We start from the raw sequence: 24,895 nt of genomic DNA, 5'->3' as shown, positions 1-24,895 counted from the left end.
GCACGGCTCTCTCACTCCCTCTCCCCGTTCTTTACGGGGAGAGGGGCTGTTTCCGCGCGCACCGTGAAAACTGGACTCACACAGCCTCCTCCTCTCCGTCATTGCGAGCGCAGCGAAGCAATCCAGAGTCTTTCCGCGGAGGGATTCTGGATTGCTTCGTCGCTTCGCTCCTCGCAATGACGGTGGAGACGGACGGGTCGTACGGCAAACTCCCTTGCGTTCGCCTTGCAATGATGTATTTTACATCATTGTACATGCTCCAGATATCACTTATAAACTCTGATACGTGAGGCCACGGTGATCACGTCGTTCCAGATGCGGGCAGCCCGCGCGCTGCTTGGCATTGACCAGAAAGCCCTGGCCGAGCTCGCCGGCGTTTCGCTGCCGACCATCCAGCGGATGGAGGCCAGCACCGGCAATGTGCGCGGAGTGGTCGAGACCTTGATCAAGGTGGTCGAGGCGTTCGACCGGGCCGGCGTCGAGCTGATCGGCGAGCAGGCCCGCAGCGACAGCGGCGGGCGGGGCGTTCGCCTGAAGGAGCCGGGACCGCCGCGCCGCGTGGGAGCATGATCGCGTTGATCGTGCTCGGGATGAGCTAGCGCATCGTCGCACGCGCGCGCTGCACGATGCACCGGAGCATTGTGGGCAGCGGAGCACTCTGCGGACATGAGCATCACTGGCGAACACGCAGGCAAGCTGCATCAGCTGCGTCGACCGACCTTTGCCGAACTCTATCTCCCCAAGCTCGTCACCGTCTGGCGCGAAGGCTACGGCCTCGCGGATCTCCGCGCCGATGTGTTCGCGGGCCTGACGGTTGCCATCGTCGCGCTGCCGCTGTCGATGGCGATCGCAATCGCCTCGGGCGTGACGCCGGACCGCGGGCTCTACACCGCTGTCGTCGGTGGCTTCATCGTGTCGCTGCTCGGCGGCAGTCGCTTCCAGATCGGCGGGCCCGCCGGCGCCTTCATCGTGCTGGTCGCGGTCACCGCGGAGCGGCACGGCGTCGACGGCGTCATCCTCGCCACCCTGATGGCGGGCATGGTCCTGATCGCCGCGGGCCTGTTGCGGATCGGCACCTACATCAAGTTCATTCCCTACCCCGTCACGGTCGGCTTCACCGCGGGCATCGCCGTGATCATCTTCGCCAGCCAGCTCCGCGATCTCGGCGGGATCACGCTGGCCGGGAAAGAGCCCAGCGAATTCGTGCCGAAACTCGTTGCGCTCGCCGCAGGCCTGCACACGATCAATCCCTCCGCCGTCGCGGTCGCGATCGTCAGCATTGCCGTCATCGCCGGCCTGCGGCGCTGGCGGCCGTCCTGGCCCGGCATCCTGATCGCGGTCGTGCTCGCGGCGGTCGCGACTGCCGTGCTGTCGCTGCCGGTCGAAACCATCGGCAGCCGGTTCGGCGGCATTCCGCGCGAATTGCCGTCGCCGGCTCTGCCGGCGTTCTCGTTTGCGAAGGCGATGGCCGTGCTGCCGGATGCGATCTCGTTCGCGCTGCTCGCCGCCATCGAATCGCTGCTGTCGGCGGTGGTGGCCGACGGCATGACCGGTCGCCGCCACCGCTCCAATTGCGAGCTGGTGGCGCAAGGCGCGGCCAACATCGGCTCGGCGTTGTTCGGCGGCATCTGCGTCACCGGCCTGATCGCGCGCACCGCCACCAACATCCGCGCCGGCGGACGCGGGCCGCTCGCGGGCATGCTGCATTCGGTCTTCCTGCTGCTGTTCATGCTGATCGCAGCGCCGCTCGCGAGCTACATCCCGCTGGCCGCGCTGGCCGCCGTGCTCGTCGTCGTCGCCTGGACCATGGCGGAGAAGCACGAATTCGCAACGCTCTTGCGCTCATCCTGGGGCGATGCCGTCGTACTGCTTGCGACCTTCCTGCTCACCATCTTCCGCGACCTGACCGAAGGCATCCTGGTCGGGTTCGCGCTCGGCGCGGTGCTGTTCATCCACCGCATGGCGGAGATGACGGGCATCGAGGAGCGCTCCCCGCTGGTGGCCGCCGATCGTCCCGATGACGGCAATGGCGAGCGCGTGCCTTACGATCCCGCGCTCGCCATCGATCGCGACGTGCTGGTCTACCGCATCACCGGCGCGTTCTTCTTCGGTGCCGCCTCGGCAATCGGAAACGTGCTCGACGGCATCGCCGACCAGCGCAAGGGTCTTGTGGTCGATTTCGCCGCGGTGCCGTTCCTGGATTCGACGGCCGCCAACGTGCTCGGTCGCGTCGCCGTCAAGGCGCACCGCCACGGCATCCGGCTGTTCATCACGGGGGCGTCGCCCGCGGTTCGCCGCGCGCTGCTCACCCACGGCGTGACGCCGCCGCGTGCGCGCTATCGCGCGACGATCGCGCGTGCCGTCGCCGACATCAAGGGAGGCGCGGCGCGGCCCGTGGCCGATGACGCGGCCGCGACCTGACGGCAGCGCACTTCTCAAGCCGGCCGATTTGATCGAGACTGCCGCGTCACGGCGGTGGTGCAGGGAATGCTGGATTCGCGTCGCAATATTGCGCTGGCCTGCACGCTCAGCATGCTGGCGGGCTATGTCGACGGCATCGGCTTCCTGCATCTCGGCGGCCTGTTCGTCTCGTTCATGAGCGGCAACTCCACGCGTCTCGGCGTCAGCCTTGCCGAAGCGCAGTGGTGGCAGGCCGCCAGCGCCCTGGGCCTGATCGCGCTGTTCGTGGCCGGAGCTGCGGCCGGCAGCCTCGTCGTGCTCGGCGGCGGGGCCGAGCGGCAGCCCTGGCTGCTCCTCATTGAAACCGGGCTGCTTGCGGGTGCCGGACTTTGCCATGCCTACGGCCTGTCGAACCTCGCGATCGCGGCCATCGTGCTCGCGATGGGCCTGGAGAACGCCGTGTTCCAGATCGACGGCGGCGCGGGCCTCGGCCTCACCTACGTCACGGGCGCGCTGGTCAAGGTCGGCCAGTTCCTCGCGGTAAGCCTCACCGGCGGGCCGCGCTGGAATTGGGCGCCGAACCTGCTGTTGTGGGCGGCGCTCGTTGCGGGCTCGGCGAGCGGCGCGCTCGGCTATGCCTGGATCAACCTCGCCGCGATCTGGTTCGCCGCCGCCGCGGCGCTGGCTTTGGCTGCGATCGCGGCCGCGGCGATGCGGCGGCCGCGCGCTTGACAGAGCCGGCGGGACGCGAAATGGATCGGCCTCGAACACGACCCGAGGGACAGATGACCGCGCTCAGGACTCCCGCAGCCTGTTTGATCGGATGGCCGGCCGCGCATTCGCGCTCGCCGCTGATCCATCGTTACTGGCTGCGCACGCTCGGGATCGAGGGAGGCTACGTCATCGAGGCGGTCCCGCCCGAGGATCTGCGCGACTTCGTGCTGCGGCTGTCGCTGCGCGGCTTCGTCGGCGCCAACGTCACCATCCCGCACAAGGAAGACGTGCTGGCGCTGTCCACGCCCGATGCGCGTGCCAGGGCCGTCGGCGCTGCGAACACGCTTTGGTTTGCCGACGGCGAGCTGCGCTCGACCAATACCGATGTCGAAGGCTTCATCGGCAATCTCGATGCCGGAGCGGCCGGTTGGGACAGCGCGGAAGAGGCATTGGTGCTCGGGGCCGGCGGTTCCTCGCGCGCGGTCGTGTTCGGCCTGCTCGAACGCGGCATCAAGCGCATCCACCTCGCCAACCGCACCGTCGCGCGCGCCGAGACGCTGGCAAAGCAATTCGGGCCGAACGTGCATCCGATTCCCTGGGACGGCATCAACGACGTGCTGCCGCGCGCAAGACTTCTCGTCAACACGACCTCGCTCGGCATGCACGGCCAGCCTTCACTCGATGTCGACGTGGCGCGCCTGCCGGACGGGGCGGTCGTCGCCGACCTCGTCTATGTTCCCCTGGTGACGCCGCTGCTGGCGGCTGCGAAGGCGCGCGGCCTGAACACCGCCGACGGTCTCGGCATGCTCCTGCATCAGGCGGTGCGCGGCTTCGAGCTGTGGTTCGGCCAAAGGCCTGCTGTCACGGCCGAGCTGCGTGCACTGGTCGAGGCCGATCTCACAAAGACTTGAAAGGGTAACGGCGAATAGCACCCCACCTCCGGAGTTCTATCCCCGTGGGGACAATCCGGAGACCGTCATGCCTGTTCAACGTGCAACTTTCACACGTCCGCTCATCGCCGTCGCGATGGTGGCCGCTTCCACCCTCTATGCCGTCGCGCAGAGGGCGCCGGTGCCGACGCGCGTGCGCGGCACGATCGAGAGCGTCAATGGCGACACCATGCAGGTCAAGTCGCGCAGCGGCGAGGACGTCAAGCTTCGCATCGCCTCTGACGTGAATGTGTCGGGCGTTACCAAAATTTCACTCGCCGACATCAAGGTCGGCTCCTTCGTCGGCGCCACCACGGTGCCGGGTCCGGACGGCGGCCAGAACGCGGTCGAGGTCCACGTGTTTCCGGAGAGCATGCGCGGCACCGGCGAGGGCTCGCGGCCCTATGACCTCAAGCCGAACTCCACCATGACCAACGCCACGGTGTCGGAGAGCGTGGTCGGCAATGACGGCCATACGCTGCTGGTGAAATACAAGGACGGCGAGAAGAAGGTGTTCGTGGCCGACAACACGCCGGTCGTGACCTTCGTGCCCGGCGACAAATCCGAGCTGAAGGCCGGGGCAAAAGTCGTCGCCTTCATGAAGCAGCTGCCGGACGGCTCGTTTGAAACCAACCGCGTCAGTGTCGGCCTCGACGGCCTGACACCGCCGATGTGAAGGAGAATCGCAACATGTCGAAATCAAGCTGGATGCCGCGCCTGTTCGTAGCGGCGTTCGCCGTCGCTTCCATGTTCTCCGCCTCGGCGCAGCAGTCGCCGACGGTCCGCATCCGCGGCACCATCGAGAGCGTCGACGGCAACACCCTCGGCATCAAGACGCGCGAAGGCAGCGACGTCAAGGTGCGCATGACCGACAACGTCGCGGTCTTCGCCGTGGTGAAGACCTCACTGTCGGAGATCAAGGAAGGCTCCTATATCGGCGTCACCGGCATGCCCCAGCCCGACGGCACGCAGAAGGCGATCGCGGTGCACATCTTCCCCGAGAACCAGCGCGGCGCGGCCGAAGGTTTTCGTCCCTGGGATGCGCGCGCCAACTCGACCATGACCAACGCGACCGTGGCGCAGACGGTGGAAGGCACCGACGGCCAGAACATCACCGTCAAGTACAAGGACGGCGAGAAGAAAGTGGTGGTGCCGCCGGATACGCCGATCGTCACCTTTGTCGCCAGCGACAAATCCGAGATCAAGCCCGGCGCCAAGCTGATCATCTTCGGCGCGGCGAAGAAGGAGGACGGCTCGCTCGAGGCCAACCGGGTCAATGTCGGTCGCGACGGGATTACGCCGCCGATGTGAGGGACTAGCGCTGAACTCGTAGGGTGGGCAAAGGCGCACTTGCGCCGTGCCCACCACTTTCCCGCGTTTCGCGAAATTGGTGGGCACGCTTCGCTTTGCCCACCCTACGGCGCTGCCGCTACGCCTCACACCGCAATGATGTGATCGTCGATCTCGTCGATCCTGTTGACGCCGCACAGGCCCATGGTCGTGAGCAGCTCCTTCTGGATGATGTCGATCGCCTTGGCGACGCCGGCCTGGCCGCCGGCACCGAGGCCATGGGCGTAGGCGCGGCCGATCATGCAGGACTTTGCGCCGAGCGCGAGCGCGCGCATCACGTCCTGGCCGGAGCGGACACCGCCGTCGAACATGATCTCCATCTGCGAGCCGACTGCGTCGACGATCTCCGGCAGCGCCTCGATCGAGGACGGTGCGCCGTCGAGCTGACGGCCGCCATGGTTGGAGACGACCAGCGCCTGGGCGCCCGTCTTCGCAGCGAGCTCGGCGTCCTCGACGTCGAGGATGCCCTTCAGGATCAGCTTGCCCGGCCAGATGCTGCGGATCCACTCGATGTCGTTCCAGTTCAGCGAGGTGTCGAACTGCGAGTTGATCCAGGTCGACAGCGAGGTGATGTCGTCGCTGACCTTCAGATGACCGGCGAGATTGCCGAAGGTGCGGCGCTTGCCCTGCAGCACGCCCGACACCCAGGCCGGCTTGGTGGCGAAATCGATCAGCTTCGACAGCGACCATTCCGGCGGCACCGTCATGCCGTTCTTGATGTCCTGGTGGCGCTGGCCGATCACCTGGAGATCGACGGTCAGCACGAGCGCGCTGCATTTCGCCGCCATCGCGCGCTGGATCAATTCCTTGATGAAGCCGCGGTCCTTCATCACGTAGAGCTGGAACCAGAACGGCTTCTCGACATTGGCGGCGATGTCCTCGATCGAGCAGATCGACATCGTCGACTGCGTGAACGGGATGCCGGCGGCCTGCGCGGCGCGGCAGGCGTGAATCTCGCCGTCGCCATGCTGCATGCCCAGGAGGCCGACGGGCGCCAATATCAACGGCATGGTCGAGGACTCGCCGAGGATCATGGTCGAGGTGTCGCGCCTGGAGACGTCGACAAGGACGCGCTGGCGGAACTTGATCGCCTGCATGTCCTCGCGGTTGGCGCGCAGCGTTTCCTCGGCATAGGAGCCGCGGTCGCAATAGTCGAAGAACGCCTTCGGCACGCGGCGCTGATGCAGCGTGCGAAGATCGTCGATACAGGTGATGTGCTTCATGAACGTTTCCCCGGCCCGTCTTGCATCAGAAGTCTTGCTTCAGAAGTCTTGCATCGGAAGATCGAGGGGTCATCTAGCATGGTTGGATGCACAGCCAAATCGTTTGGGAGGAGGGCGCCATGAGCAAACCGCGCGGCCAGCCGACACCGGAAGAGATCAAGGAGAAGCAGGATCTCGACGACGCGCTGGAGGAGGGTCTGGAAGAGACCTTCCCGGGGTCCGATCCCGTCAACGTCACCCAGCCGGCGCCGAGCCGCCAGGACGGCCATGTGAAGCGCTCCGACTAGGGGCGGGTTCCGCTCCGTTCCGCCCTGTCGGCCGGAAATATAGTGCTAACAATAAGTTACCGGGGCGCCTTGGGCCTGGTCCCGTAATGATTAATCACATTTTTTGAAGCCAAGTTGGCCGCGAAGGCATTATAACGTCTCAGCAAATCAGGGATGCGGGTCCCTTTCGGGCATCCCGTAGTTGTAGAGGGGTCCCTGGTTGTTGCGTGGGGGACGATATGAGCCGCAAATATTTCGGGACGGACGGGATCCGGGGCCGCGCCAACGGACTGATCACGCCGGAGCTCGCGCTCAAGGTCGGCCAGGCCGCAGGCCTTGCGTTTCAGCGTGGTGACCATCGCCACCGGGTCGTGATCGGCAAGGACACGCGTCTGTCCGGCTACATGATCGAATATGCGATGGTCGCGGGTTTTACCTCGGTCGGCATGGACGTGCTGCTGGTCGGCCCGATGCCGACGCCGGCGGTGGCGATGCTGACCAAGTCGATGCGCGCCGATCTCGGCGTGATGATCTCGGCCTCGCACAATCTGTTCGAGGACAACGGCATCAAGCTGTTCGGCCCGCAGGGCTTCAAGCTCTCCGACGACGTCGAGAAGCAGATCGAGCAGCTGCTCGACGAATCCCTCGACAAGCGGCTCGCTCAGAGCGCGAGCCTCGGCCGCGCCCGCCGTATCGACGGCGTGCATGACCGCTACATCGAATTCGCCAAGCGCACGCTGCCGCGCGATCTCTCGCTCGACGGCCTGCGCGTCGTGGTCGATTGCGCCAACGGCGCCGCTTACAGGGTGGTGCCGGAAGCGCTGTGGGAATTGGGCGCCGACGTCGTGCCGATCGGCGTCGAGCCCGACGGTTTCAACATCAACAAGGAATGCGGCTCGACCTCGCCGGAAACGCTGTCGAAGAAGGTGCGCGAGATGCGCGCCGACATCGGCATCGCGCTCGATGGCGACGCCGATCGCGTCATCCTGGTCGACGAGCGCGGCCACACCGTCGACGGCGACCAGCTGCTCGCGGTGATCGCGCAGAGCTGGAAGGAAGACGGCCGGCTGTCGCGGCCGGGCATCGTCGCCACCGTGATGTCCAATCTCGGCCTCGAACGCTTCCTCAAGGGGCAGGGGCTCGATCTCGTGCGCACGCCGGTCGGCGACCGCTACGTGCTCGAGCAGATGCTGAAAGGCGGCTACAATCTCGGCGGCGAGCAGTCCGGCCACATCATCCTGTCCGACTATGCCACCACCGGCGACGGCTTCGTTGCGGCGCTGCAGGTGCTGGCCGTGGTGCAGAAGCTGCGCCGGCCGGTGTCGGAGGTCTGCCACCGTTTCGACCCGCTGCCGCAGATCCTGAAGAACGTCCGCTACAAGAGCGGCAAGCCGCTCGAGGATTCCGACGTCAAATCGGCGATCTCCGACGGCGAGAAGCGGCTCAACGGCCACGGCCGCCTTCTGATCCGCTCGTCCGGCACCGAGCCCGTGATCCGCGTCATGGGCGAGGGCGAGGACCGCCTGCTGGTCGAGGACGTCGTCGACACCATCGTCTCCGCGCTCGGACAGGCGGCGGCCTGAGGCGCATCGCTACGCGAAGCACGATCGTAGCCCGGATGGAGCGCAGCGAAATCCGGGGATCGCGCCCGCGGACATAGACGTCCCGGATTACGCTTCGCTCCATCCGGGCTACGAAATCCCCGGACCCTGATGGTGAGGAGCCCGCCAACGGCGGGCGTCTCGAACCAAGCGGGGCGTGTCGCCTCGCAGTGAAACCGGCACGTGCATTCCAGCCATCGACGATTGGCGGTGGTTCGACTGCAGAGAGCATCGTAGTTAGGCGGTGCGGCAATCTGCCGTGCCCGCCGGGATGCTCCATTGAACAAGCCTGTCGTCGTCTCCGAGGAAACGCTGACCGAACCGGTCGTCGTCAGCGACGTGGCGCCCGCCGCCCGGGCTGCCGCCGGGCCGGCCTATGTCGTGCTTGCCGGCATCAGCTTCTCGCACTTCCTCAACGACACCATGCAATCGCTGATCGCCTCGGTGTATCCGATCCTGAAGGACACCTACGCGCTCGACTTCGCGCAGATCGGCATGATCACGCTGGCCTTCCAGTTCACGGCCTCGCTGCTCCAGCCGGTGGTCGGGCACTACACCGACAAGAAGGCGCAGCCCTATTCGCTGTCGATCGGCATGGCCTCGACCTTCTTCGGCCTGCTGCTGCTCAGCGCCGCGCACCAATATCTCGTCATCCTGATTGCTGCCGCGCTGGTCGGCCTCGGCTCGGCGGTGTTTCATCCTGAATCCGCGCGCATCGCGCGGCTCGCCTCCGGCGGTCGCTACGGTTTTGCGCAATCGGTGTTCCAGCTCGGCGGCAGCTTCGGCACGTCGATGGGACCGGTGCTGGCGGCGCTGATCGTGGTGCCGTTCGGGCAGGGCAGCATCGCATGGTTCTCCTCGATCGCGTTCCTCGCGATCCTCATCCTCTGGCGCATCGGCCGCTGGTACGAGCCGCAGATCAAGGCGAAGAAGACGGCGACGGTTCAGGCCCATCCCGACGCGCCGAGCTCGCGCCGCGTCGCGGTCGCGCTTGCCGTGCTGGTGGCGCTCTTGTTCTCGAAGCAGCTCTACGTCTCGAGCCTGTCGAGCTACTACATCTTCTATCTGATCGACCGCTTCGGCGTGTCGACGCAGGCGGCGCAGATCTATCTCTTCATCTTCCTCGCCGCGAATGCGGTCGGCGCGTTCTTCGGCGGTCCGCTGGGCGATCGCTTCGGCCGCAAGATCGTGATCTGGATCTCGATCCTCGGCGCGCTGCCGTTCACGCTGGCGCTGCCTTATGCCGGGCTCTATGCGAGCGCGGTGCTGTCGGTGATCATCGGCCTGATCATCTCCTCGACGACGTCGTCGATCATCGTGTTCGCACAGGAGCTGGTGCCGCACCGCTTCGGCATGATCTCGGGCGTGTTCTTCGGTGTTGCCTTCGGCATCGGCGGCTTGGGTGCCGCCGTGCTCGGCAAGCTCGCCGATCACACCTCGATCGAGTTCGTCTACCAGGTCTGTGCCTGGCTGCCGGCGATCGGCCTGCTTGCGGTGTTCCTGCCCAAGCTGCCGCGGCACCTGCGTTAACAAATCCTGTCTCGCTGCATTGCGGCTTCATCAATCGTTAGCAATTGGGGGCGCCGGGGCGCCGCATTTTTGCAACGCTTCTGCTGCATGCGCGCGAGTGGTGAGAAAAAATCAACCTTAAAAATTAGGGTTAAGTGGCGCTTAAACATTTGGTGCCATCGTCCTCCCGTGAGTTTCCAGAACGTGGGGCGTCAGCATTTTGCCTCACCGGCCATAAGGACGAAGCCAAATGCGTAGCGTTAAGTCTCTCCTTGCCGCAGGTGCGGCGACCCTCATCTCGTCGATGGCGTTCGCCGCCGATATGCCGATCGCCGCTCCGCCTCCCATGTACGCGCCGCCGGCTCCGCCCGCCGACTTCGGCGGCTGGTATCTCCGCGGCGACATCGGCATGACCAACCAGAGCGCCAAGCGGATCGACAGCGCGACCGCGCAGACGTTCCCGACCCAGACCGTGGGCCTCGGCTTCGACAGCTCGCCGCTGTTCGACCTCGGCGTTGGTTATCGCTTCAACAACTGGTTCCGCACCGACGTGATCGGCCAGTATCGCGGCAAGGCCAATCTGCACGGTTCGGACAATGTCACGCTCAGCGCGACCGACTTCGAAGCCAACAACTACTCCGGCAGCAAGTCCGAGTGGGTCGTCATGGCCAACGCCTATGTCGATCTCGGCACCTGGTGGTGCATCACCCCCTTCATCGGCGCCGGTGTCGGCGGTTCCTACAACAAGCTCAGCGGCTTCCGTGACGACGGCACCCGGATCAATCCCGGCGGGCTCTCCAACAGCGTGACCTACTTCGCCGACAACGGTAAGTGGAATTTCGCCTGGGCCGCCCATGCCGGTCTCGCCTACAAGGTCAGCCCCGGCCTCACCGTCGAACTCGCCTACAGCTACATGGATCTCGGCGACGCCAATCCCGGCAACTTCCGCGCCTACGACAACAGCATCTCGGGCCCGTCGACGATCAAGGTCAAGGACATCACCTCGCATGACGTGAAGCTCGGCGTGCGTTGGGATCTGAGCAGCCCGCCGGCCTACATGCCGCCGCCGCTCGTCACCAAGGGCTGATCGTCAGCTCCATCGCTTAACGTCTCTTAACGGCGCGGGATCATCCCGCGCCGTTTTGCTTTGCATATTTTTCATGGCGGGCGGCGACGAAAACGTCAGACGCAACCATTGGTTAAGGTTAACGAGCCATGATCACGAGTGAAAGTTCGAGTTCGATGGAGCGTTGCAATGCGTAGGCTGATGTTGGCGGCGGCGATGTTGGGGACGGCGTCTGCCGCGCAAGCGGCCGACATGCCGGATCTGCCCATCCTGCGCGGCTCGTTCACCGACGGCCTGACCAACTCGCGGCCGAATTGGGAGGGCGGCTACGTCGGCGCCCAGGCCGGTTACGGGGCCTCCGACGAGAACTTCAACGGTTCGACCAACAACATGATGGCGGCGCTGCTGGCCGACACGTTGATCGAGTCGGAAATGGGTGTCTCGCAGTGGAATCTGGGCCTCGGCAAGGCCTCCCGCCGCACCACCGGATACGGCTTCTTCGCCGGCTACAATGCCCAGTGGGACGATGTCGTCCTCAGCCTGGAAGCAAGCTACCTCCACGGCTCCTTCGGCGGATCGGCCACGGCCAGCGAAGCCCGCAGCAACCAATTGTCCGACGGTAACGTGCACTCGGTCACGGCGAGCTCGACGTCTTCGATCGCGATCAAGGATATGGCAACATTCCGCGGCAGGGCCGGTTATGCGTGGGGATGCTTCCTGCCCTACATGTTCGCCGGACTCGCGCTCGGAAATGCCGACATCACGCGGTCTGTGAGTGCGCAGGATTTCGTGACCCCGGCCGGCGTTCTGCAGGGGCCGATCTCCTCGACCGACGTGCAGCACAACCATCTGATCTACGGCTACAGCGCCGGTCTCGGCGTGGACATCAATCTCGTGGGCGGTCTCTTCATGCGCGCCGAGTGGGAATATATCCGCTTCGCCGCCCAAGTGGACACCAACATCAACACCGTTCGCGCGGGCCTCGGCTACAAGTTCTGATCTTGTGCGCCGGGGCAATTGACAGGCCCGGTCAGTCCTGATGCTCTGTCGCTCCAAAACGGGGCGACGGCGATGAAGATCTACGGCGACACGAATTCCGGCAATTGCCTCAAGGTGAAGTGGGTCTGCGACAAGCTCGCGCTGCCTTACCAATGGATCGAGATCGACACCCGCAAGGGCGAGACGCGCACGCCGCAATTCCTTAAAATGAACGGCGCCGGCCAGGTGCCGACCGTCGAACTCGACGACGGCCGCACGCTGGCGCAGTCCAATGCCATCATCCGCTATCTCGCCCGCGACAGCGCGCTCGTTCCGCGCGATGCCTTCACTGCGGCCAAGATGGACGAATGGCTGTTCTGGGAACAGTACAGCCACGAGCCCTATATCGCGGTGTGCCGCTTCCAGCTGGTCTATCTCGGCAAGGATGCGTCCGAGCTCGATCCTGACAAGGTCAAGCGCGGCTATGCGGCGCTCGACCGCATGGAGCAGCATCTTGCGGCGAGCCGCTTCCTCGCCGGCGACCTGATTTCGCTCGCCGACGTCTCGCTGCTCGCCTATACCCGCCTCGCGCATGAAGGTGGCTTCGATCTCGGCCGCCATGCCGCCATCCGCCGCTGGATCGGCGAGGCCGAAGCCTGGCTCGGCCTTCCACCGGCGCGCTGAGAGTCGCGCTGATTCTTGGAGTTTCCCGACATGAACGAGAAGTCCGTCTCCATCCGTCCCGCGCGCCGCGAGGACGTTGCGGCGATCGTCGCCATGCTTGCCGACGATCATCTCGGGCGTGCCCGCGAGCGCGTCGAGGATCCCTTGCCTGAGTCCTATTACCAGGCGTTCGAGCAGGTCGCGCGCGATCAAAATCTCACGCTCGTGGTGGCAGAGAGCGAGGGCAGGGTGGTCGGCTGCCTGCAGCTCGCGATCTTGCCGGGCATCAGCACGCAAGGCGGCATCCGCGGTCTGCTCGAAGATGTCCGCGTTGCTTCCGATTGTCGCAGCCGCGGCATCGGCGAGCAGCTGGTGCAATGGGCGGTCGCGGAAGCGAAAGCGCGCGGCTGCAATCTGGTCGAACTGCTGACGCATCAGACGCGAACAGATGCGCAGCGCTTCTACAAGCGGCTCGGGTTCGCTGCGAGTCACGTCGGCATGACTGTCCGCTTTTGACGCAGCTCGTCGCGAGCCTTGCGCGATCAGCAAATTCGGATCGCGCATTCGTTCATATTAAGAGCCGGTAAACTACCCAGCCGTCGTTCACGTTGAGCCGGGAACGAACGGTGCTACGGCAGCGTCAGACACCGGGCTCGGTCGGTTCGGGGATTTCGATGACAAGCTATTCCATGATCAAGGTCGGCAACGATTACGTCGTGCAGGCCAATGACAAATGCATTTTGAAAGTCGGCAGCCGCCGTCGTGCAGCGCAATTGATCAGCGATGCCACGGACTTGCTGAACGCGCTTGCCGTGGTGGAATCCCCCAAGATTGCGCCGGAAGCGCCTTCACTCCAGCGTGAGACGCCGGAACTTCCTTGACGACTCTTCCCGTTTCCCGTATCAGCCGCGGCGGGACACCTCCCCCCAACGGGAGGCTTACTATCTGGAAGGGTAGATCATGACTGTAGCGAAGCCCGCTTCGCGGCCGAACGTGCCGCATTTCTCCTCCGGCCCCTGCGCCAAGCGCCCCGGCTGGAACGCCCAAAATCTCAAGGACGCAGCGCTCGGCCGCTCGCATCGCGCGAAGGTCGGCAAGACCAAGCTCAAGCTCGCGATCGATCTGACGCGCGAAGTGCTTGAAGTGCCCGCCGATTATCGCATCGGCATCGTGCCGGCCTCCGACACCGGCGCGGTCGAGATGGCGCTGTGGTCGCTGCTCGGTGCACGGCCCGTCACCACGCTCGCCTGGGAATCCTTCGGCGAAGGTTGGGTCAGCGACATCGTCAAGGAATTGAAGCTTAAGGACGTCACCAAGCTCAACGCTGCTTACGGTGAGATCCCCGATCTCTCGAAGGTCGATCCCAACAGCGACGTCGTCTTCACCTGGAACGGCACCACCTCCGGCGTACGCGTGCCGAACGCCAACTGGATCAGCGCGACCCGCGAAGGCCTGACCATTTGCGACGCGACCTCGGCCGCGTTTGCGCAGCCGCTCGACTGGGCCAAGCTCGATGTCGTCACCTTCTCCTGGCAGAAGGCGCTCGGCGGTGAAGCCGCGCACGGCATGCTGATCCTGTCGCCCCGCGCAGTGGAGCGGCTCGAGACCTACAAGCCGGCCTGGCCGCTGCCAAAAATCTTCCGCATGACCAAGGGCGGCAAGATCAACGAAGGCATCTTCGTCGGCGAGACCATCAACACGCCGTCGATGCTGTGCGTCGAGGACTATCTCGATGCGCTGAACTGGGCCAAGTCGATCGGCGGCCTGAAGGCGCTGATCGCGCGCGCCGATGCCAACACCAAGGTGCTGGCCGACTGGAAGGCGAAGACGCCCTGGATCGACTTCCTGGCCAAGGACGCCGCCATCCGCTCCAACACCTCGGTGTGCCTGAAGTTCACCGATCCCGCGATCACCTCGCTCTCCGAGGACGCGCAGGCCGACTTCTCCAAGAAGCTGGTCGCGCTGGTCGAGAAGGAAGGCGCGGGCTACGACTTCGCCTACTACCGCGATGCACCGGCCGGCCTGCGCATCTGGTGCGGCGCCACCGTCGAGGCGAAGGACGTCGAGCTGCTCACGCAGTGGATCGACTGGGCGTTTGCCGAGACCAAGGCGCAGCTCGCCAAGGCGGCTTAGTTTTTTTCACCTCTCCCCGTTCTTGCGGGGAGAGGTCGGATCGCGCCTGGCGATGCGAACCATCGTCCAGCAGCAGTCCGGGTGAGGAGCTCTCTCCGCTTGCACCTTCGCCTGTGGCTGCCGCTCACCCCAACCCTCTCCCCGTAAGAACGGGGAGAGCGGGAAGACAAAGCTTCTTCACTCAATTCCGGCCGTCGCAGGCCGATCCTCCCGTTAGGGAAGGCGAAGGATCATCCCCATGACCAAACCCAAAGTTCTCATTTCCGACGCGCTCTCTCCCGCTGCCGTGCAGATCTTTAGGGATCGCGGCGTCGAGGTCGACTTCCAGCCCAATCTCGGCAAGGACAAGGACAAGCTTGCCGAGATCATCGGCAATTACGACGGTCTCGCGATCCGCTCCGCGACCAAGGCGACCGCAAAAATCCTGGAGAAGGCGACCAACCTCAAGGTGATCGGCCGCGCCGGCATCGGCGTCGACAATGTCGAGATTCCCGCCGCCACGGCCAAGGGCATCATCGTGATGAACACGCCGTTCGGCAATTCGATCACGACCGCCGAGCACGCCATCACGCTGATGCTGGCGCTCGCCCGCGAGATCCCGCAGGCCGACGCTTCGACCCAGGCCGGCAAGTGGGAGAAGAACCGCTTCATGGGCGTCGAGATCACCGGCAAGGTGCTCGGCGTCGTCGGTTGCGGCAACATCGGCTCGATCGTCGCCGACCGCGCGCTCGGCCTCCGCATGAAGGTCGTCGCCTTCGATCCGTTCCTGTCGCCGGAGCGCGCCAAGGACATCGGTGTCGAGAAGGTCGAGCTCGACGATCTCTTGAAGCGCGCCGATTTCATCACGCTGCACACCCCGCTCACCGAGAAGACCAAGAACATCATCGACGCATCCGCGATCGCCAAGATGAAGAAGGGCGTGCGCCTGATCAACTGTGCCCGCGGCGGCCTCGTCGACGAGCAGGCGGTGGTCGATGCGCTCAATTCCAAGCACATCGCGGGCGCCGCCTTCGACGTCTTCGTCGAGGAGCCCGCCAACGCGAACGTGCTGTTCGGCCATCCCAACGTGATCTGCACGCCGCATCTCGGCGCCTCCACCACGGAAGCGCAGGAGAACGTCGCGCTCCAGGTCGCCGAGCAGATGTCGGATTACCTGCTCACCGGCGCGATCTCGAACGCCGTCAACTTCCCGTCGATCACGGCGGAAGAGGCGCCGAAGCTGAAGCCGTTCATCTCGCTCGCCGAGAAGCTCGGCTCGTTCGCCGGCCAGCTCACCGAATCCGGCATCCTCAAGGTGCAGATCACCTATGAGGGCCACGTCGCCGAGATGAAGATCAAGGCGATCACCTCGGCCGTGCTGTCGGGCCTGCTGCGGCCGATGCTCGGCGAGGTCAACGTGGTGTCGGCCCCCGTCGTCGCCAAGGAGCGCGGCATGGTGGTGGACGAGATCGTGCGCGCCGCCCAGAGCGACTATGAGAGCCTGATTACCGTCACGGTGGCAACGGAGCGCCAAGAGCGCTCGGTCTCCGGCACCGTGTATCATGACGGCAAGCCGCGCCTCGTCGACGTCAAGGGCATCCGCGTCGACGCCGAGTTCGGCAAGTCGATGATCTACGTGACCAACGAGGACAAGCCGGGCTTCATCGGCAAGTTCGCGAGCCTCCTCGGCGACGCCAAGATCAACATCGCAACCTTCCATCTCGGCCGCGTCGCGCCGGGCTCCGATGCCATCGCGCTGATCGAGGTCGACGGCGTCGTGCCGCCCGATCTGCTCGCCAAGGTGCAGGCCCTGCCGCAGGTCAAGCAGGTCAAGGCACTGACGTTCTGAGGCGCTCGCGCGCCACGGAATGACGGCCGTCATATATTCCGACCTGCGGAACAACCACGCCGCCCTCCCGAGAGGGCGGCGTTTTTGTTGATGCTGCGGCCCGCTTTATTTCTCCCAAGCCAGTCGAACTTTGTGTACCAATGGCGCCCAAGAACGCCTCGTACCAACGCCTCCGTACCATTGTTCGAAAGGGAGAAAACAATGCGTGAAGCCGTCATCGTTTCCTATGCACGCACGGGCCTCGCCAAGTCCGGCCGCGGCGGGTTCAACATCACGCCGCCGATGTCGCTGGCCGCGCATGCCATTCATCACGCGGTCGACCGCGCCGGCGTCGAGAAGGACTATGTCGAGGATTGCTATCTCGGCAATTGCGCCCATGGCGCGCCGAACATCGGCCGCCAGGCCGCGCTGCTCGCCGGCCTGCCTACGACCACGGCCGGCGTTTCCGTGAACCGCTTCTGCTCGTCGGGCCTGCAGACCATCGCGATGGCCGCCAACTCGATCCGCTCCGACGGCGCCGACTGCATCGTTGCCGGCGGCGTCGAGAGCATCTCGATTCCGGGCGGCGGCTCGCCGAAGGAATCGATCGATCCGGAGTTGCTCAAGGTCGCGCCCGATATCTTCATGGCGATGATCGACACCGCTGACATCGTCGCCGAGCGCTACAAGCTCAGCCGCGAATACCAGGACGAGTTCTCGCTGGAATCGCAGCGCCGCATGGCCGCGGCCCAGCAGGCGAACAAGTTCAAGGACGAGATCGTCCCGATGAAGACCAGGATGAAGGTCGTCGACAAGCAGACCAAGGCGGAATCGATCGTCGACTACGTCGTCGATCGCGACGAGTGCAATCGCCCCGAGACCACGCTGGAAGGCCTCGCCAAGCTCGAGCCGGTGAAGGGCCCCGGTAAGTTCGTCACCGCCGGCAATGCCAGCCAACTCTCGGACGGCGCCGCCGCGGTGGTGCTGATGGAAGCCAAGGATGCCGAGAAGCGCGGCCTCAAGCCGCTCGGCCGGTTCGTCGCCTGGGCAACGGCCGGCTGCGAGCCCGACGAGATGGGCATCGGCCCGGTGTTCGCGATCCCGAAGCTGCTGAAGCGCACCGGCCTGAAGATCGACGACATCGATCTGTGGGAGCTCAACGAGGCCTTCGCCAGCCAGTGCCTCTACTCGCGCGACAAGCTCGGCATCGATCCCGCCAAGTACAACGTCAATGGCGGCTCGATCGCGATCGGTCATCCCTTCGGCATGACCGGCGCGCGTCTCACTGGCCACATCCTCCAGGAAGGTGCGCGCCGCAAGGCCAAGTGGGGCGTCGTGACCATGTGCATCGGCGGCGGCCAGGGCGGCGCCGGCCTGTTCGAGATCTACAGCTGAGATAAGCCACATGAATGTGAAAAGGCACGGCGCCGCAAGCGCCGTGCCTTTTTCGTTGCGGATCGATCGTCACGAAACTATACAGTTCGTGTCGGAAAAGGCAGATTTGGTCTGGTAAGCCCAAATCCTTTCGGTAACGAAAGCTCTGGTCTTTGGCCTTGTGCACGAGATCCCCGCGACGAACATCGGACGCCACCAGGGCGCCCAATCGTTCGTCCGTGTGATTCTCAAGCCCAGGGAACGCTCCGGTCGAACATCGACCTCAGGAGCGTCCCATGCACGATCAATCTTCGAATCCATACGACGTCGTCATTGCCGGTGCCGGTCCCGTCGGCCTGTTTCTCGCGTGCGAGTTGCGGCTCGCTGGTCTCCAGGTTCTGGTGCTGGAGCAATCGCAAGATTCGCATTCGGCCCTGAAGCAACTCCCGTTTGGCCTGCGCGGTCTTTCGCTCCCCACACTCGAGGCCTTTCACCGGCGCGGCCTGCTGGAACAGATTGTGGCCGCGCAGCAGCTTGCCTCAGGCGCGATCAAGAGCTCAGCCCACTGGATGCAGCAGACGCGACGGCCCGCGGGTCATTTCGCCGGCATCCAGTTCTATCAGGACAACATCGATGTCACGAAGTGGTCCTGGCGTCTGCCAACGTCGGCCGATGCCAACCTTGCCGTCGATATGGAAACGCTCGAATCCGTTCTGGCTGCGCGCGCATGCAGCATGGGCGTCGAGATCCGGCGCGGTTTTGGCGTGAATGCCGTTGTCGCCTCGAGCAAAGACGTGACAGTGCAGGCGGCCGGCGAGACCTTCCGGGCACGCTGGCTCGTCGGATGCGACGGCGCCCGCAGCACGGTACGCAAGACTGGCGGCTTTGACTTCGTCGGCACCGACCCCGAGTTCACGGGCTATTCCATCGATGTCGAGCTGGCCGATCCGGACAAGCTTCGTCACGGCCGCAACTACACGCTCGCCGGCATGTATACCTATGCGCAGCCCGGGACGATCGCGATGGTCGATTTCGACGGCGGAGCTTTCCACCGGACCGAGCCGATCACGCGCGAGCATGTGCAGAGCGTCCTGCGTCGCGTCTCCTGCACCGACGTCACCGTCACGGCGCTTCGGCTCGCCGCCACCTGGACGGATCGGGCCCATCAGGCAACCACGTATCGCAGAGGGCGGGTGCTCCTCGCGGGCGACGCTGCTCACATCCATTCGCCGCTGGGCGGCCAGGGCCTCAATCTCGGTCTCGGCGATGCGATGAACCTGGGCTGGAAACTGGCGGCGACGATCCGCAGGCAAGCACCGGCCGATCTCCTCGACAGCTATTCGCGCGAGCGGCATCCTGTGGGCGCGCAAATCCTCGACTGGTCGCGCGCGCAGGTCGCGATCATGCGGCCGACGCCGAGCGCCCGCGCACTTCAGGCCATCATTCGCGATCTCGTCGAGACCCGCGACGGTGCCACCTATTTCGCCGAGCGCGTGCGCGGCGTTTCGCTCCGCTACGATCTCGGTGGCAGCCATCCGCTTGTCGGCCGGAGTGCTCCCGATTTCGAATTGCGCGACGGGACGACGGTTGGAGAACGCCTCAGGACGTCGAAAGGCCTGCTGCTGGATTTCGACGCGCGTTCACCGCTTCAGGCGCTGGCAAGTCGCTGGGGCGACCGGATCACCTATGTCGCGAGCGAGGCGAGGGATCGGCTGGGTCTGAGCGCCGTGCTGCTGCGTCCCGATGGCTTCGTCGCGTGGGCCAGTGACGGCATATCCGACGATAAGGAGGCTGCTCAGGCGGCGGCGAGATGGTTCGGTGACCCCACGATCACGTCTGCGTAGCCCGCATGCGCGGAGCGATATGCGGGACCTTCCCGGGTATCGCTTCGCTCACCTCGGCTACGTAGCTGTTCCGCCGCCCCTACGCCCCCACCGCCGCCGGTGCGAACACCACCTCGATCAGCGTGCCGGAATTGGCCGCGCTCTTGATGTTGAACCTGGCGCGGTTGGCTTCGACCAGGGCCTTGGTCAGTGACAGGCTGAGCGCCGAACTGTCCGCGGCATCGCCGGGCGGTGGCGTCCGGAACGGCTCCATCGCGGCGGCGACCTCGCGCTCGCTCAGGCCGTGGCCGGTGTCGCGGATGCGCAGGGCAATCTCGCCGCGGTCGGTGAGCGCGGTCGAGACGATGACCTGGCCGCCGGCGCTGGCGAGCCGGATCGAGTTCGAGATCAGGTTCATGGTGATCTGCCGCATCGCGCGCGCGTCCACGCTCACCTGCGGCAACGCATGCCCGAGCGAGGTACGGATGATGATGCGCTCGCGGTTGGCCTGCGGCTGCATCACCGTGACACAGGCTTCGACGAGATCGTTGAGATTGAGGTTGGCGAAATTGAGATCGAGCTTGCCGGTCTCGATCCGCGACAGCTCCAGGAGATCGTTGATGATGGTGATGACGCGCTCGCCGGAGGCGCGGATGTCCTTCATGTATTCGCCGTAGCGCTCGTTGCCGAGGGTGCCGAAGCGCTCGGAGATCATCACCTCGGCAAAGCCGATGATGGCGTTGAGCGGCGTGCGGATCTCGTGGCTGATCCGCGCCAGCATGTCGGCCTTGGCATTCGCCGCGCCGTCGGCGAGACGGCGGGCGTTCTTGAGCTCGCTCTCGCCCTTCTTGCTCTGCGAGAGGTCGCGGAACACGGCGAAGAAGTTCGGGCCGTCGGGCCTGGTGCGGCCCATGATCATGGCGAGCGGAATGACGCCGCCCTTCTTCTCGCGCCCCAGCACCTCGCGGCCGTGGTCGAGCAGGCTCGCGATGTCCTGGCTCTTGAGGCTTTCGAGATAGTCGACCACGATTTGCTGGCTCTCCGGCGCGAACAGCGTCACCAGGTTCCGCTGCATCAGCGCTTCGCCGTCATAGCCGAACAGCGCTTCCGCGCTGCGGTTGCAGGCGTGGATGTTGCCTTCGGCATCGAACATGACGATGCCCTCGGCGGTGGTGTCGAGGATCGCGGCGAGATCCTGGGCGTCGGCATCGCCGGCCTCGGGCTCGAGTTCGGGCGCGTAGGGGAAGGATTCCGCGACGACGGGTTCGACGACGACAGGCGGCACGATGACTGGCGCAGCAACGACGGGCGCCGCTTGCGGCAGCGCGCAGATCAGCGCATGCGCGCTCGCGCCGTCCCAGTCGATCGTGTGCAGATGCGCTTCGGTGGTCGGAAGCGGCTCTTCGCCGTTCGCCACCGTCGCGCTGATCGTCACCGGCGTGCCGGCTTGCGACGTGCTGCTCGCCGACGATACGCCGGGCTCGACGTAGAGCGCATCGAGCCCGCCGGCATCCTCGAGCGCGCCCAGGCTGGAATAGCCCATGCGCGCGAGGAAGGCGGGGTTGGCGTAGAGCAGCCGGTCGAGCCGGTAGATCAAAATGCCCGTCGGCAGCAAATCGAGCAGCGCGCGGTCGCGCATGCTGTGGCCCTGCGCGGGCGGCGCCGGTTCAGTCAGCCATTCGGCTGGCACGTGCGGCGCCTCGGGCTCCGGCATCGAAGGTTCGGGCGCGGTTCCCGCCATCGGCGGCTCGGCCGTGACGGCGGCGATGGTCTCGCGTTCGCGTTCGAGCCGCTCGGACAATTGCCGGGCGAGCTCGTTGAACGCGCTGTTCTCGACCGGAGTCAGCGTCGGCGATCGCGCATCGCCGGGCGGGCGGAACGGCACGACATTGGGAGGCGTTTCCACTGATGTTTCCGGATCGGTTGGATGTGAATTCGCGTCGGCTACGGGTTCGGGCAGTTCGGGTTCAGGTGTTGGCTCAGGCTCAGGCTCGGGTGCGGGCGGCTCGATTGGCGGAGGCGGTGCCTCCGCCACGGGCTCCGGCTCGGGATCGGGATCGAGTTCGACGACGTCGGCAGAGAGGCCGTGCTGTGCGGGCGGCGCGGCGAGCAGCTCAAAGCGCCTGAGCGCATCGAGCCGGTTCAGTCCGTCGAGATCGCGACAGACGCCAAAACCCCTAAAGCCCGCGAAATTGCGCTCGCGGTCGTAGACCGGCAGGCCCGCGAGTTCGACCGGCAGATGCTCGCCGCCATCGGCCGGCCAGTTCACGGTGATCCCGGCCCAGGTGTCGTGGCTTGCAAGCGCCTGCGCCACGCGGCCATCAGGGTCGAGTGCAAACTCGTCGGCGATCTCGCGCCAGGGGCGGCCGAAGCCGGCGGCGGTGTGCGCGCCGATCAGGTGGATGAACTCGTCTGAGCCGAGCACAAAGCGCCCCTCCGCATCCACCTGCCACAGGAAGCGCAGCGGATGCTGACGCGGTGCGGACGGCTCCGCTGGCGGCGGTTCGACCATGTGTGAGGTGATCGGCGCGGCCTGCGGCGACACAATGGCCTCTCGCGGGTTTTCAACCGGAGTTTTGGGCGCGGCGTCGATCGCTTCGCTGACAGTGTCCTGGACAGGCGCTTCGGCCGCCTCCGGGATCGTGACGACCTCCGGCATCGCGTCGCTCGCGGCGTGCGCGTCCGCGATCGCCGCTGATGGCGGGACGGTCTCGGCCGGAGCCGGCGTTTCGACCGGCTCGGCGAATGCGTCGAACAGCGCGATTTCGGATGCGGCCTCGTTCGGCCGCGCAGGCTGCGCATGGTCTGGCACCGCAGCCGGAGGGACCGGCGGAGCGTCGGGCGCGGGCTGAGCATCTTGTTCGCGCGCGCTATTCCCTTCGACAGCGGGCGCCGCCGGCCGGGCGGCCGGCTCGATCAGCGCGACCAGGCCGACATCAGCGCCGATGCCGACCCGTTGCAGCACCATCTGGCCGATGCCGATCGGCGTCTCGGCGCGGCCTTTCGCCAGCGCATCGCTGCGGGCCTGGTCAAGACCGGCATCGCCGAGATCGCGGAAGCCGAGCAGGGAGCGGGCGGCTTCGCTGGCGCCGACGAACAGGCCGTCGGGCGCGAACGCCGCCATCGGCACCCTGGCGCCCTCGACGAGACGATGCAGGCGTTCGACCAGTGGCATGGAGCGCAGCGTCGGATCCATCGCGGTGACGAGCACGCCGGAGCTTCCATCGGCGAAGTCGAGACGGGCGCAGGCGCAGGTCATCAGCATGCCCAAGCGGGCGCCGAAGCCGTGCAGCCGTTCCAGCCTGATCGCGCCGTTCGGCGCCAGCCGGCGCGCGAGCCGGGCGACCTGGCGGCGATGGCTGTCGGCCGGGCCGAAGGTCCTGTCCGCGAGCGCTGTGCCATGGGCCGCGCCGAACAGCCTTGCGCCGACCGGATTGGCCCAGAGCACGCGCGTGCCGTCGATCGACCAGAGCCAGGCGGGCAACGGAGAGGTCGCGTGCACGGCCAGCCGGGGATCGCCCACGCCTCGCAACTGGAAATCCGAACTCGTCATCCGACCGGCTTCAAGTCTCGCTTGTCAACATCAGGGTGCAAGGCTGCCGGAATGACAGCCTTAAGAAAGGGTTAGTATCGCGCGCAGGCGCAGGCAGGTCCACGGCTCCGGTCTACACGGCCAAGCCTAAAGCCGCGATAACCTTAATGTAGCCGCCCCCGCAAGCTGCAGCCCAACGGCATCCGCAGGATTCGCGGGCGGGCTGCGCGGCGATGGATGCGGCCAAGCCCAAGCCCTGAGACTTTGCCGAAAGAGCAGGCTGGCGCGGCATCACAGGTGCCCATCCTCCCCTGGAGGGGGAGGATCGGTTCGCATGCAGCGAAGCGCAATGCGAACCGAGGTGGGGTGACAGCCTCTCAATGGAGGCGGTGCTCGAGTGGAGAGATCACCCCACCCCGCTCGCGCTTCGCGCGATCGACCCCCGAGCGAGCTCCGCTCGTCTCGACCCCTCCAGGGGAGGGTAAGAGAGCGGCCACAGCAGGCACCAGACTACCTCAACCCAGGGTTCCCTCATGCGGAACCCTCATCCTGACCGCGATTAAATTTCGCGGCGCAGCCCGGATCACGTTTGCGTTGCACAATGTTGACATCTTAGGCGGCGATAGTGATGGGCGCTGGGCGAGCCATCTTTTTGTATCGCGTTCCAGTGTTCGTTCCCGCTGAATTTGAGGCCTAGGTCGGGGCCGGCGGGCGCGCCAGAAGGCTCACTCCATTTTTTCTTTATCGTGAGGGACATCATGACAGGTGCGACTGATCCGTTTTCTGCCTCGATCATTCCGTTCGAGGTTCCCGAGCAGATGCGTGCGTTCGCCGAAAAGGGCGTGTCGCAGGCCCGCGAGAGCTACGCCAAGTTCAAGGACGCGGCCGAGACCCACAACGGCACCGTTGAGGCCGTGTTCACCTCCGCCAACAAGGGCGCGAGCGAGTACACCGCCAAGCTGGTGGAGTTCATGAAGGCCAACACCAGCGCCCAGCTGGACTTCGCCCAGCAGCTGTTCGGCCTCAAGTCGCCGGCGGAAGCGCTGGAGCTGTGGACCGGCCACACCCGCACCCAGCTCGAGACCTTCCAGTCCCAGGCCAAGGAGCTGGCCGAGCTGACCCAGCGCGTCGCCGCCGAGACCGTCGAGCCGATCAAGGCCTCTGCCTCGAAGTTCTACAAGCCCGCCGCCTGATTAGGCCGGCTGGTTTAAATTAAGAAACCCGGGCCTAGAGCCCGGGTTTTGCTTTGGAAATAACCTCGTCGGAAGCGCGATTCTCGGGTTTTGCGGCCTTGCCAAAAACGCCCGTTGCACCTAGTTTCCGCCCCGTCCAGCCCCCCTTAGGTCGACGGCCCGTCCAGGCGCCCAAGGCGGCTCGCAAGGATGCAGTTGTAGCTCAGTTGGTTAGAGCGCCTGTCTGTGGAACAGGAGGTCGGTGGTTCGAGCCCACCCAACTGTACCAAGATTGCGGATAACACCGCGTTCCCAGCATCTTACTGATAGACCAGCAGGATTTGCGCCGCCTAAA

General features: G+C 65.4%; 21 protein-coding genes and 1 tRNA gene. 20 read left to right on the top strand and 2 right to left on the bottom strand.

Features of this window, described 5'->3' with window-relative positions:
* Positions 1-297: 297 nt before the first annotated feature.
* The 6 genes from AB7290_RS36920 (at position 298) to AB7290_RS36895 (ending at position 5,354) form a co-directional block, all read left to right on the top strand.
* Complete coding sequence (locus AB7290_RS36920; protein WP_014492044.1) at positions 298-570, top strand: helix-turn-helix domain-containing protein; 273 nt, start codon at positions 298-300, stop codon at positions 568-570.
* Positions 571-666: 96 nt separating this feature from the next.
* Positions 667-2,421 carry a SulP family inorganic anion transporter gene (locus tag AB7290_RS36915; protein ID WP_085399308.1) on the top strand — a complete coding sequence of 585 codons (1,755 nt, stop codon included), beginning with the start codon at positions 667-669 and terminating at the stop codon, positions 2,419-2,421.
* A gap of 66 nt (positions 2,422-2,487) precedes the next feature.
* Positions 2,488-3,132: a YoaK family protein gene (locus AB7290_RS36910; RefSeq protein ID WP_085399309.1), complete on the top strand. Its 645-nt coding sequence runs from the start codon at positions 2,488-2,490 to the stop codon at positions 3,130-3,132.
* Positions 3,133-3,185: 53 nt separating this feature from the next.
* On the top strand, positions 3,186-4,025 hold the full coding sequence (locus tag AB7290_RS36905) for a shikimate dehydrogenase (protein WP_085399310.1): 840 nt from the start codon (positions 3,186-3,188) through the stop codon (positions 4,023-4,025).
* A 67-nt stretch (positions 4,026-4,092) separates the two neighbouring features.
* A complete protein-coding gene (locus AB7290_RS36900; RefSeq protein WP_085399311.1) occupies positions 4,093-4,719 on the top strand; it encodes a hypothetical protein in 627 nt (208 codons plus the stop codon).
* A gap of 14 nt (positions 4,720-4,733) precedes the next feature.
* Positions 4,734-5,354: a hypothetical protein gene (locus AB7290_RS36895; RefSeq protein WP_085399319.1), complete on the top strand. Its 621-nt coding sequence runs from the start codon at positions 4,734-4,736 to the stop codon at positions 5,352-5,354.
* A gap of 125 nt (positions 5,355-5,479) precedes the next feature.
* Here AB7290_RS36895 and AB7290_RS36890 read toward each other — a convergent pair whose 3' ends face one another.
* The gene (locus tag AB7290_RS36890; protein ID WP_014492050.1) at positions 5,480-6,616 is read right to left on the bottom strand and encodes an alpha-hydroxy acid oxidase; all 1,137 of its coding nucleotides are present in this window, start codon (positions 6,614-6,616) and stop codon (positions 5,480-5,482) included.
* 119 nt (positions 6,617-6,735) lie between these two features.
* Here AB7290_RS36890 and AB7290_RS36885 point away from each other — a divergent pair, with 119 nt between their 5' ends.
* From AB7290_RS36885 to AB7290_RS36830, 12 genes are all read left to right on the top strand, one after another.
* Entirely contained in the window at positions 6,736-6,903 is a 168-nt protein-coding gene (locus AB7290_RS36885; protein ID WP_166103414.1) for a hypothetical protein, read from the top strand.
* 218 nt (positions 6,904-7,121) lie between these two features.
* Complete coding sequence (gene glmM, locus AB7290_RS36880) at positions 7,122-8,465, top strand: phosphoglucosamine mutase (RefSeq protein ID WP_063985528.1); 1,344 nt, start codon at positions 7,122-7,124, stop codon at positions 8,463-8,465.
* A 297-nt stretch (positions 8,466-8,762) separates the two neighbouring features.
* Positions 8,763-10,013 carry an MFS transporter gene (locus AB7290_RS36875; protein ID WP_063985527.1) on the top strand — a complete coding sequence of 417 codons (1,251 nt, stop codon included), beginning with the start codon at positions 8,763-8,765 and terminating at the stop codon, positions 10,011-10,013.
* 229 nt (positions 10,014-10,242) lie between these two features.
* Positions 10,243-11,079 carry an outer membrane protein gene (locus tag AB7290_RS36870; protein WP_028151808.1) on the top strand — a complete coding sequence of 279 codons (837 nt, stop codon included), beginning with the start codon at positions 10,243-10,245 and terminating at the stop codon, positions 11,077-11,079.
* 168 nt (positions 11,080-11,247) lie between these two features.
* Entirely contained in the window at positions 11,248-12,057 is an 810-nt protein-coding gene (locus AB7290_RS36865; RefSeq protein ID WP_193560917.1) for an outer membrane protein, read from the top strand.
* Between the two features lie 72 nt (positions 12,058-12,129).
* Entirely contained in the window at positions 12,130-12,720 is a 591-nt protein-coding gene (locus AB7290_RS36860) for a glutathione S-transferase family protein (protein ID WP_085399312.1), read from the top strand.
* A gap of 30 nt (positions 12,721-12,750) precedes the next feature.
* Positions 12,751-13,215 (top strand): GNAT family N-acetyltransferase, encoded by a 465-nt coding sequence (locus AB7290_RS36855; protein ID WP_085399313.1) that lies wholly within the window; start codon positions 12,751-12,753, stop codon positions 13,213-13,215.
* 173 nt (positions 13,216-13,388) lie between these two features.
* Positions 13,389-13,580 carry a hypothetical protein gene (locus AB7290_RS36850; RefSeq protein WP_014492058.1) on the top strand — a complete coding sequence of 64 codons (192 nt, stop codon included), beginning with the start codon at positions 13,389-13,391 and terminating at the stop codon, positions 13,578-13,580.
* Positions 13,581-13,659: 79 nt separating this feature from the next.
* Positions 13,660-14,832, top strand: a complete 1,173-nt coding sequence (locus AB7290_RS36845) for a phosphoserine transaminase (protein ID WP_085399314.1) — start codon at positions 13,660-13,662, stop codon at positions 14,830-14,832.
* Between the two features lie 238 nt (positions 14,833-15,070).
* Complete coding sequence (gene serA, locus AB7290_RS36840) at positions 15,071-16,660, top strand: phosphoglycerate dehydrogenase (protein WP_085399315.1); 1,590 nt, start codon at positions 15,071-15,073, stop codon at positions 16,658-16,660.
* A gap of 201 nt (positions 16,661-16,861) precedes the next feature.
* A complete protein-coding gene (locus AB7290_RS36835; protein WP_085399316.1) occupies positions 16,862-18,034 on the top strand; it encodes a thiolase family protein in 1,173 nt (390 codons plus the stop codon).
* Positions 18,035-18,309: 275 nt separating this feature from the next.
* Entirely contained in the window at positions 18,310-19,857 is a 1,548-nt protein-coding gene (locus AB7290_RS36830) for an FAD-dependent monooxygenase (protein WP_085399317.1), read from the top strand.
* A 79-nt stretch (positions 19,858-19,936) separates the two neighbouring features.
* Here the strand turns inward: AB7290_RS36830 and AB7290_RS36825 are convergent, their stop codons facing one another.
* Positions 19,937-23,389 (bottom strand): PAS domain-containing protein, encoded by a 3,453-nt coding sequence (locus AB7290_RS36825; RefSeq protein WP_354080188.1) that lies wholly within the window; start codon positions 23,387-23,389, stop codon positions 19,937-19,939.
* Between the two features lie 737 nt (positions 23,390-24,126).
* Between AB7290_RS36825 and AB7290_RS36820 the strand changes: the two genes are divergently transcribed.
* Together AB7290_RS36820 and AB7290_RS36815 are read left to right on the top strand one after the other, a co-directional pair.
* A complete protein-coding gene (locus AB7290_RS36820) occupies positions 24,127-24,561 on the top strand; it encodes a phasin (protein ID WP_063985516.1) in 435 nt (144 codons plus the stop codon).
* 191 nt (positions 24,562-24,752) lie between these two features.
* Positions 24,753-24,829: transfer RNA gene (locus AB7290_RS36815), tRNA-His, on the top strand.
* Positions 24,830-24,895: the final 66 nt, after the last annotated feature.

Origin of the sequence: Bradyrhizobium sp. 613_E4_N2_2 (assembly GCF_052075995.1) — a bacterium.
In the GTDB taxonomy this organism is placed as follows: Bacteria; Pseudomonadota; Alphaproteobacteria; order Rhizobiales; family Xanthobacteraceae; genus Bradyrhizobium; species Bradyrhizobium barranii.
Note: the sequence above shows the minus strand (reverse complement) of the source record. Positions and strands in the feature narration are given on the sequence as shown.

Bases quoted from the DNA above. Each gene is read 5' to 3' on its own strand.
- AB7290_RS36915 (WP_085399308.1), top strand. From the start codon at position 667: ATGAGCATCACTGGCGAACACGCAGGCAAGCTGCATCAGCTGCGTCGA.
- AB7290_RS36890 (WP_014492050.1), bottom strand. From the start codon at position 6,616: ATGAAGCACATCACCTGTATCGACGATCTTCGCACGCTGCATCAGCGC.
- AB7290_RS36865 (WP_193560917.1), top strand. From the start codon at position 11,248: ATGCGTAGGCTGATGTTGGCGGCGGCGATGTTGGGGACGGCGTCTGCC.
- AB7290_RS36900 (WP_085399311.1), top strand. From the start codon at position 4,093: ATGCCTGTTCAACGTGCAACTTTCACACGTCCGCTCATCGCCGTCGCG.
- AB7290_RS36910 (WP_085399309.1), top strand. From the start codon at position 2,488: ATGCTGGATTCGCGTCGCAATATTGCGCTGGCCTGCACGCTCAGCATG.
- AB7290_RS36820 (WP_063985516.1), top strand. From the start codon at position 24,127: ATGACAGGTGCGACTGATCCGTTTTCTGCCTCGATCATTCCGTTCGAG.
- serA (WP_085399315.1), top strand. From the start codon at position 15,071: ATGACCAAACCCAAAGTTCTCATTTCCGACGCGCTCTCTCCCGCTGCC.
- AB7290_RS36905 (WP_085399310.1), top strand. From the start codon at position 3,186: ATGACCGCGCTCAGGACTCCCGCAGCCTGTTTGATCGGATGGCCGGCC.
- AB7290_RS36855 (WP_085399313.1), top strand. From the start codon at position 12,751: ATGAACGAGAAGTCCGTCTCCATCCGTCCCGCGCGCCGCGAGGACGTT.
- AB7290_RS36895 (WP_085399319.1), top strand. From the start codon at position 4,734: ATGTCGAAATCAAGCTGGATGCCGCGCCTGTTCGTAGCGGCGTTCGCC.
- AB7290_RS36885 (WP_166103414.1), top strand. From the start codon at position 6,736: ATGAGCAAACCGCGCGGCCAGCCGACACCGGAAGAGATCAAGGAGAAG.
- AB7290_RS36825 (WP_354080188.1), bottom strand. From the start codon at position 23,389: ATGACGAGTTCGGATTTCCAGTTGCGAGGCGTGGGCGATCCCCGGCTG.
- AB7290_RS36850 (WP_014492058.1), top strand. From the start codon at position 13,389: ATGATCAAGGTCGGCAACGATTACGTCGTGCAGGCCAATGACAAATGC.
- AB7290_RS36860 (WP_085399312.1), top strand. From the start codon at position 12,130: ATGAAGATCTACGGCGACACGAATTCCGGCAATTGCCTCAAGGTGAAG.
- AB7290_RS36870 (WP_028151808.1), top strand. From the start codon at position 10,243: ATGCGTAGCGTTAAGTCTCTCCTTGCCGCAGGTGCGGCGACCCTCATC.
- AB7290_RS36845 (WP_085399314.1), top strand. From the start codon at position 13,660: ATGACTGTAGCGAAGCCCGCTTCGCGGCCGAACGTGCCGCATTTCTCC.
- AB7290_RS36835 (WP_085399316.1), top strand. From the start codon at position 16,862: ATGCGTGAAGCCGTCATCGTTTCCTATGCACGCACGGGCCTCGCCAAG.
- AB7290_RS36830 (WP_085399317.1), top strand. From the start codon at position 18,310: ATGCACGATCAATCTTCGAATCCATACGACGTCGTCATTGCCGGTGCC.
- glmM (WP_063985528.1), top strand. From the start codon at position 7,122: ATGAGCCGCAAATATTTCGGGACGGACGGGATCCGGGGCCGCGCCAAC.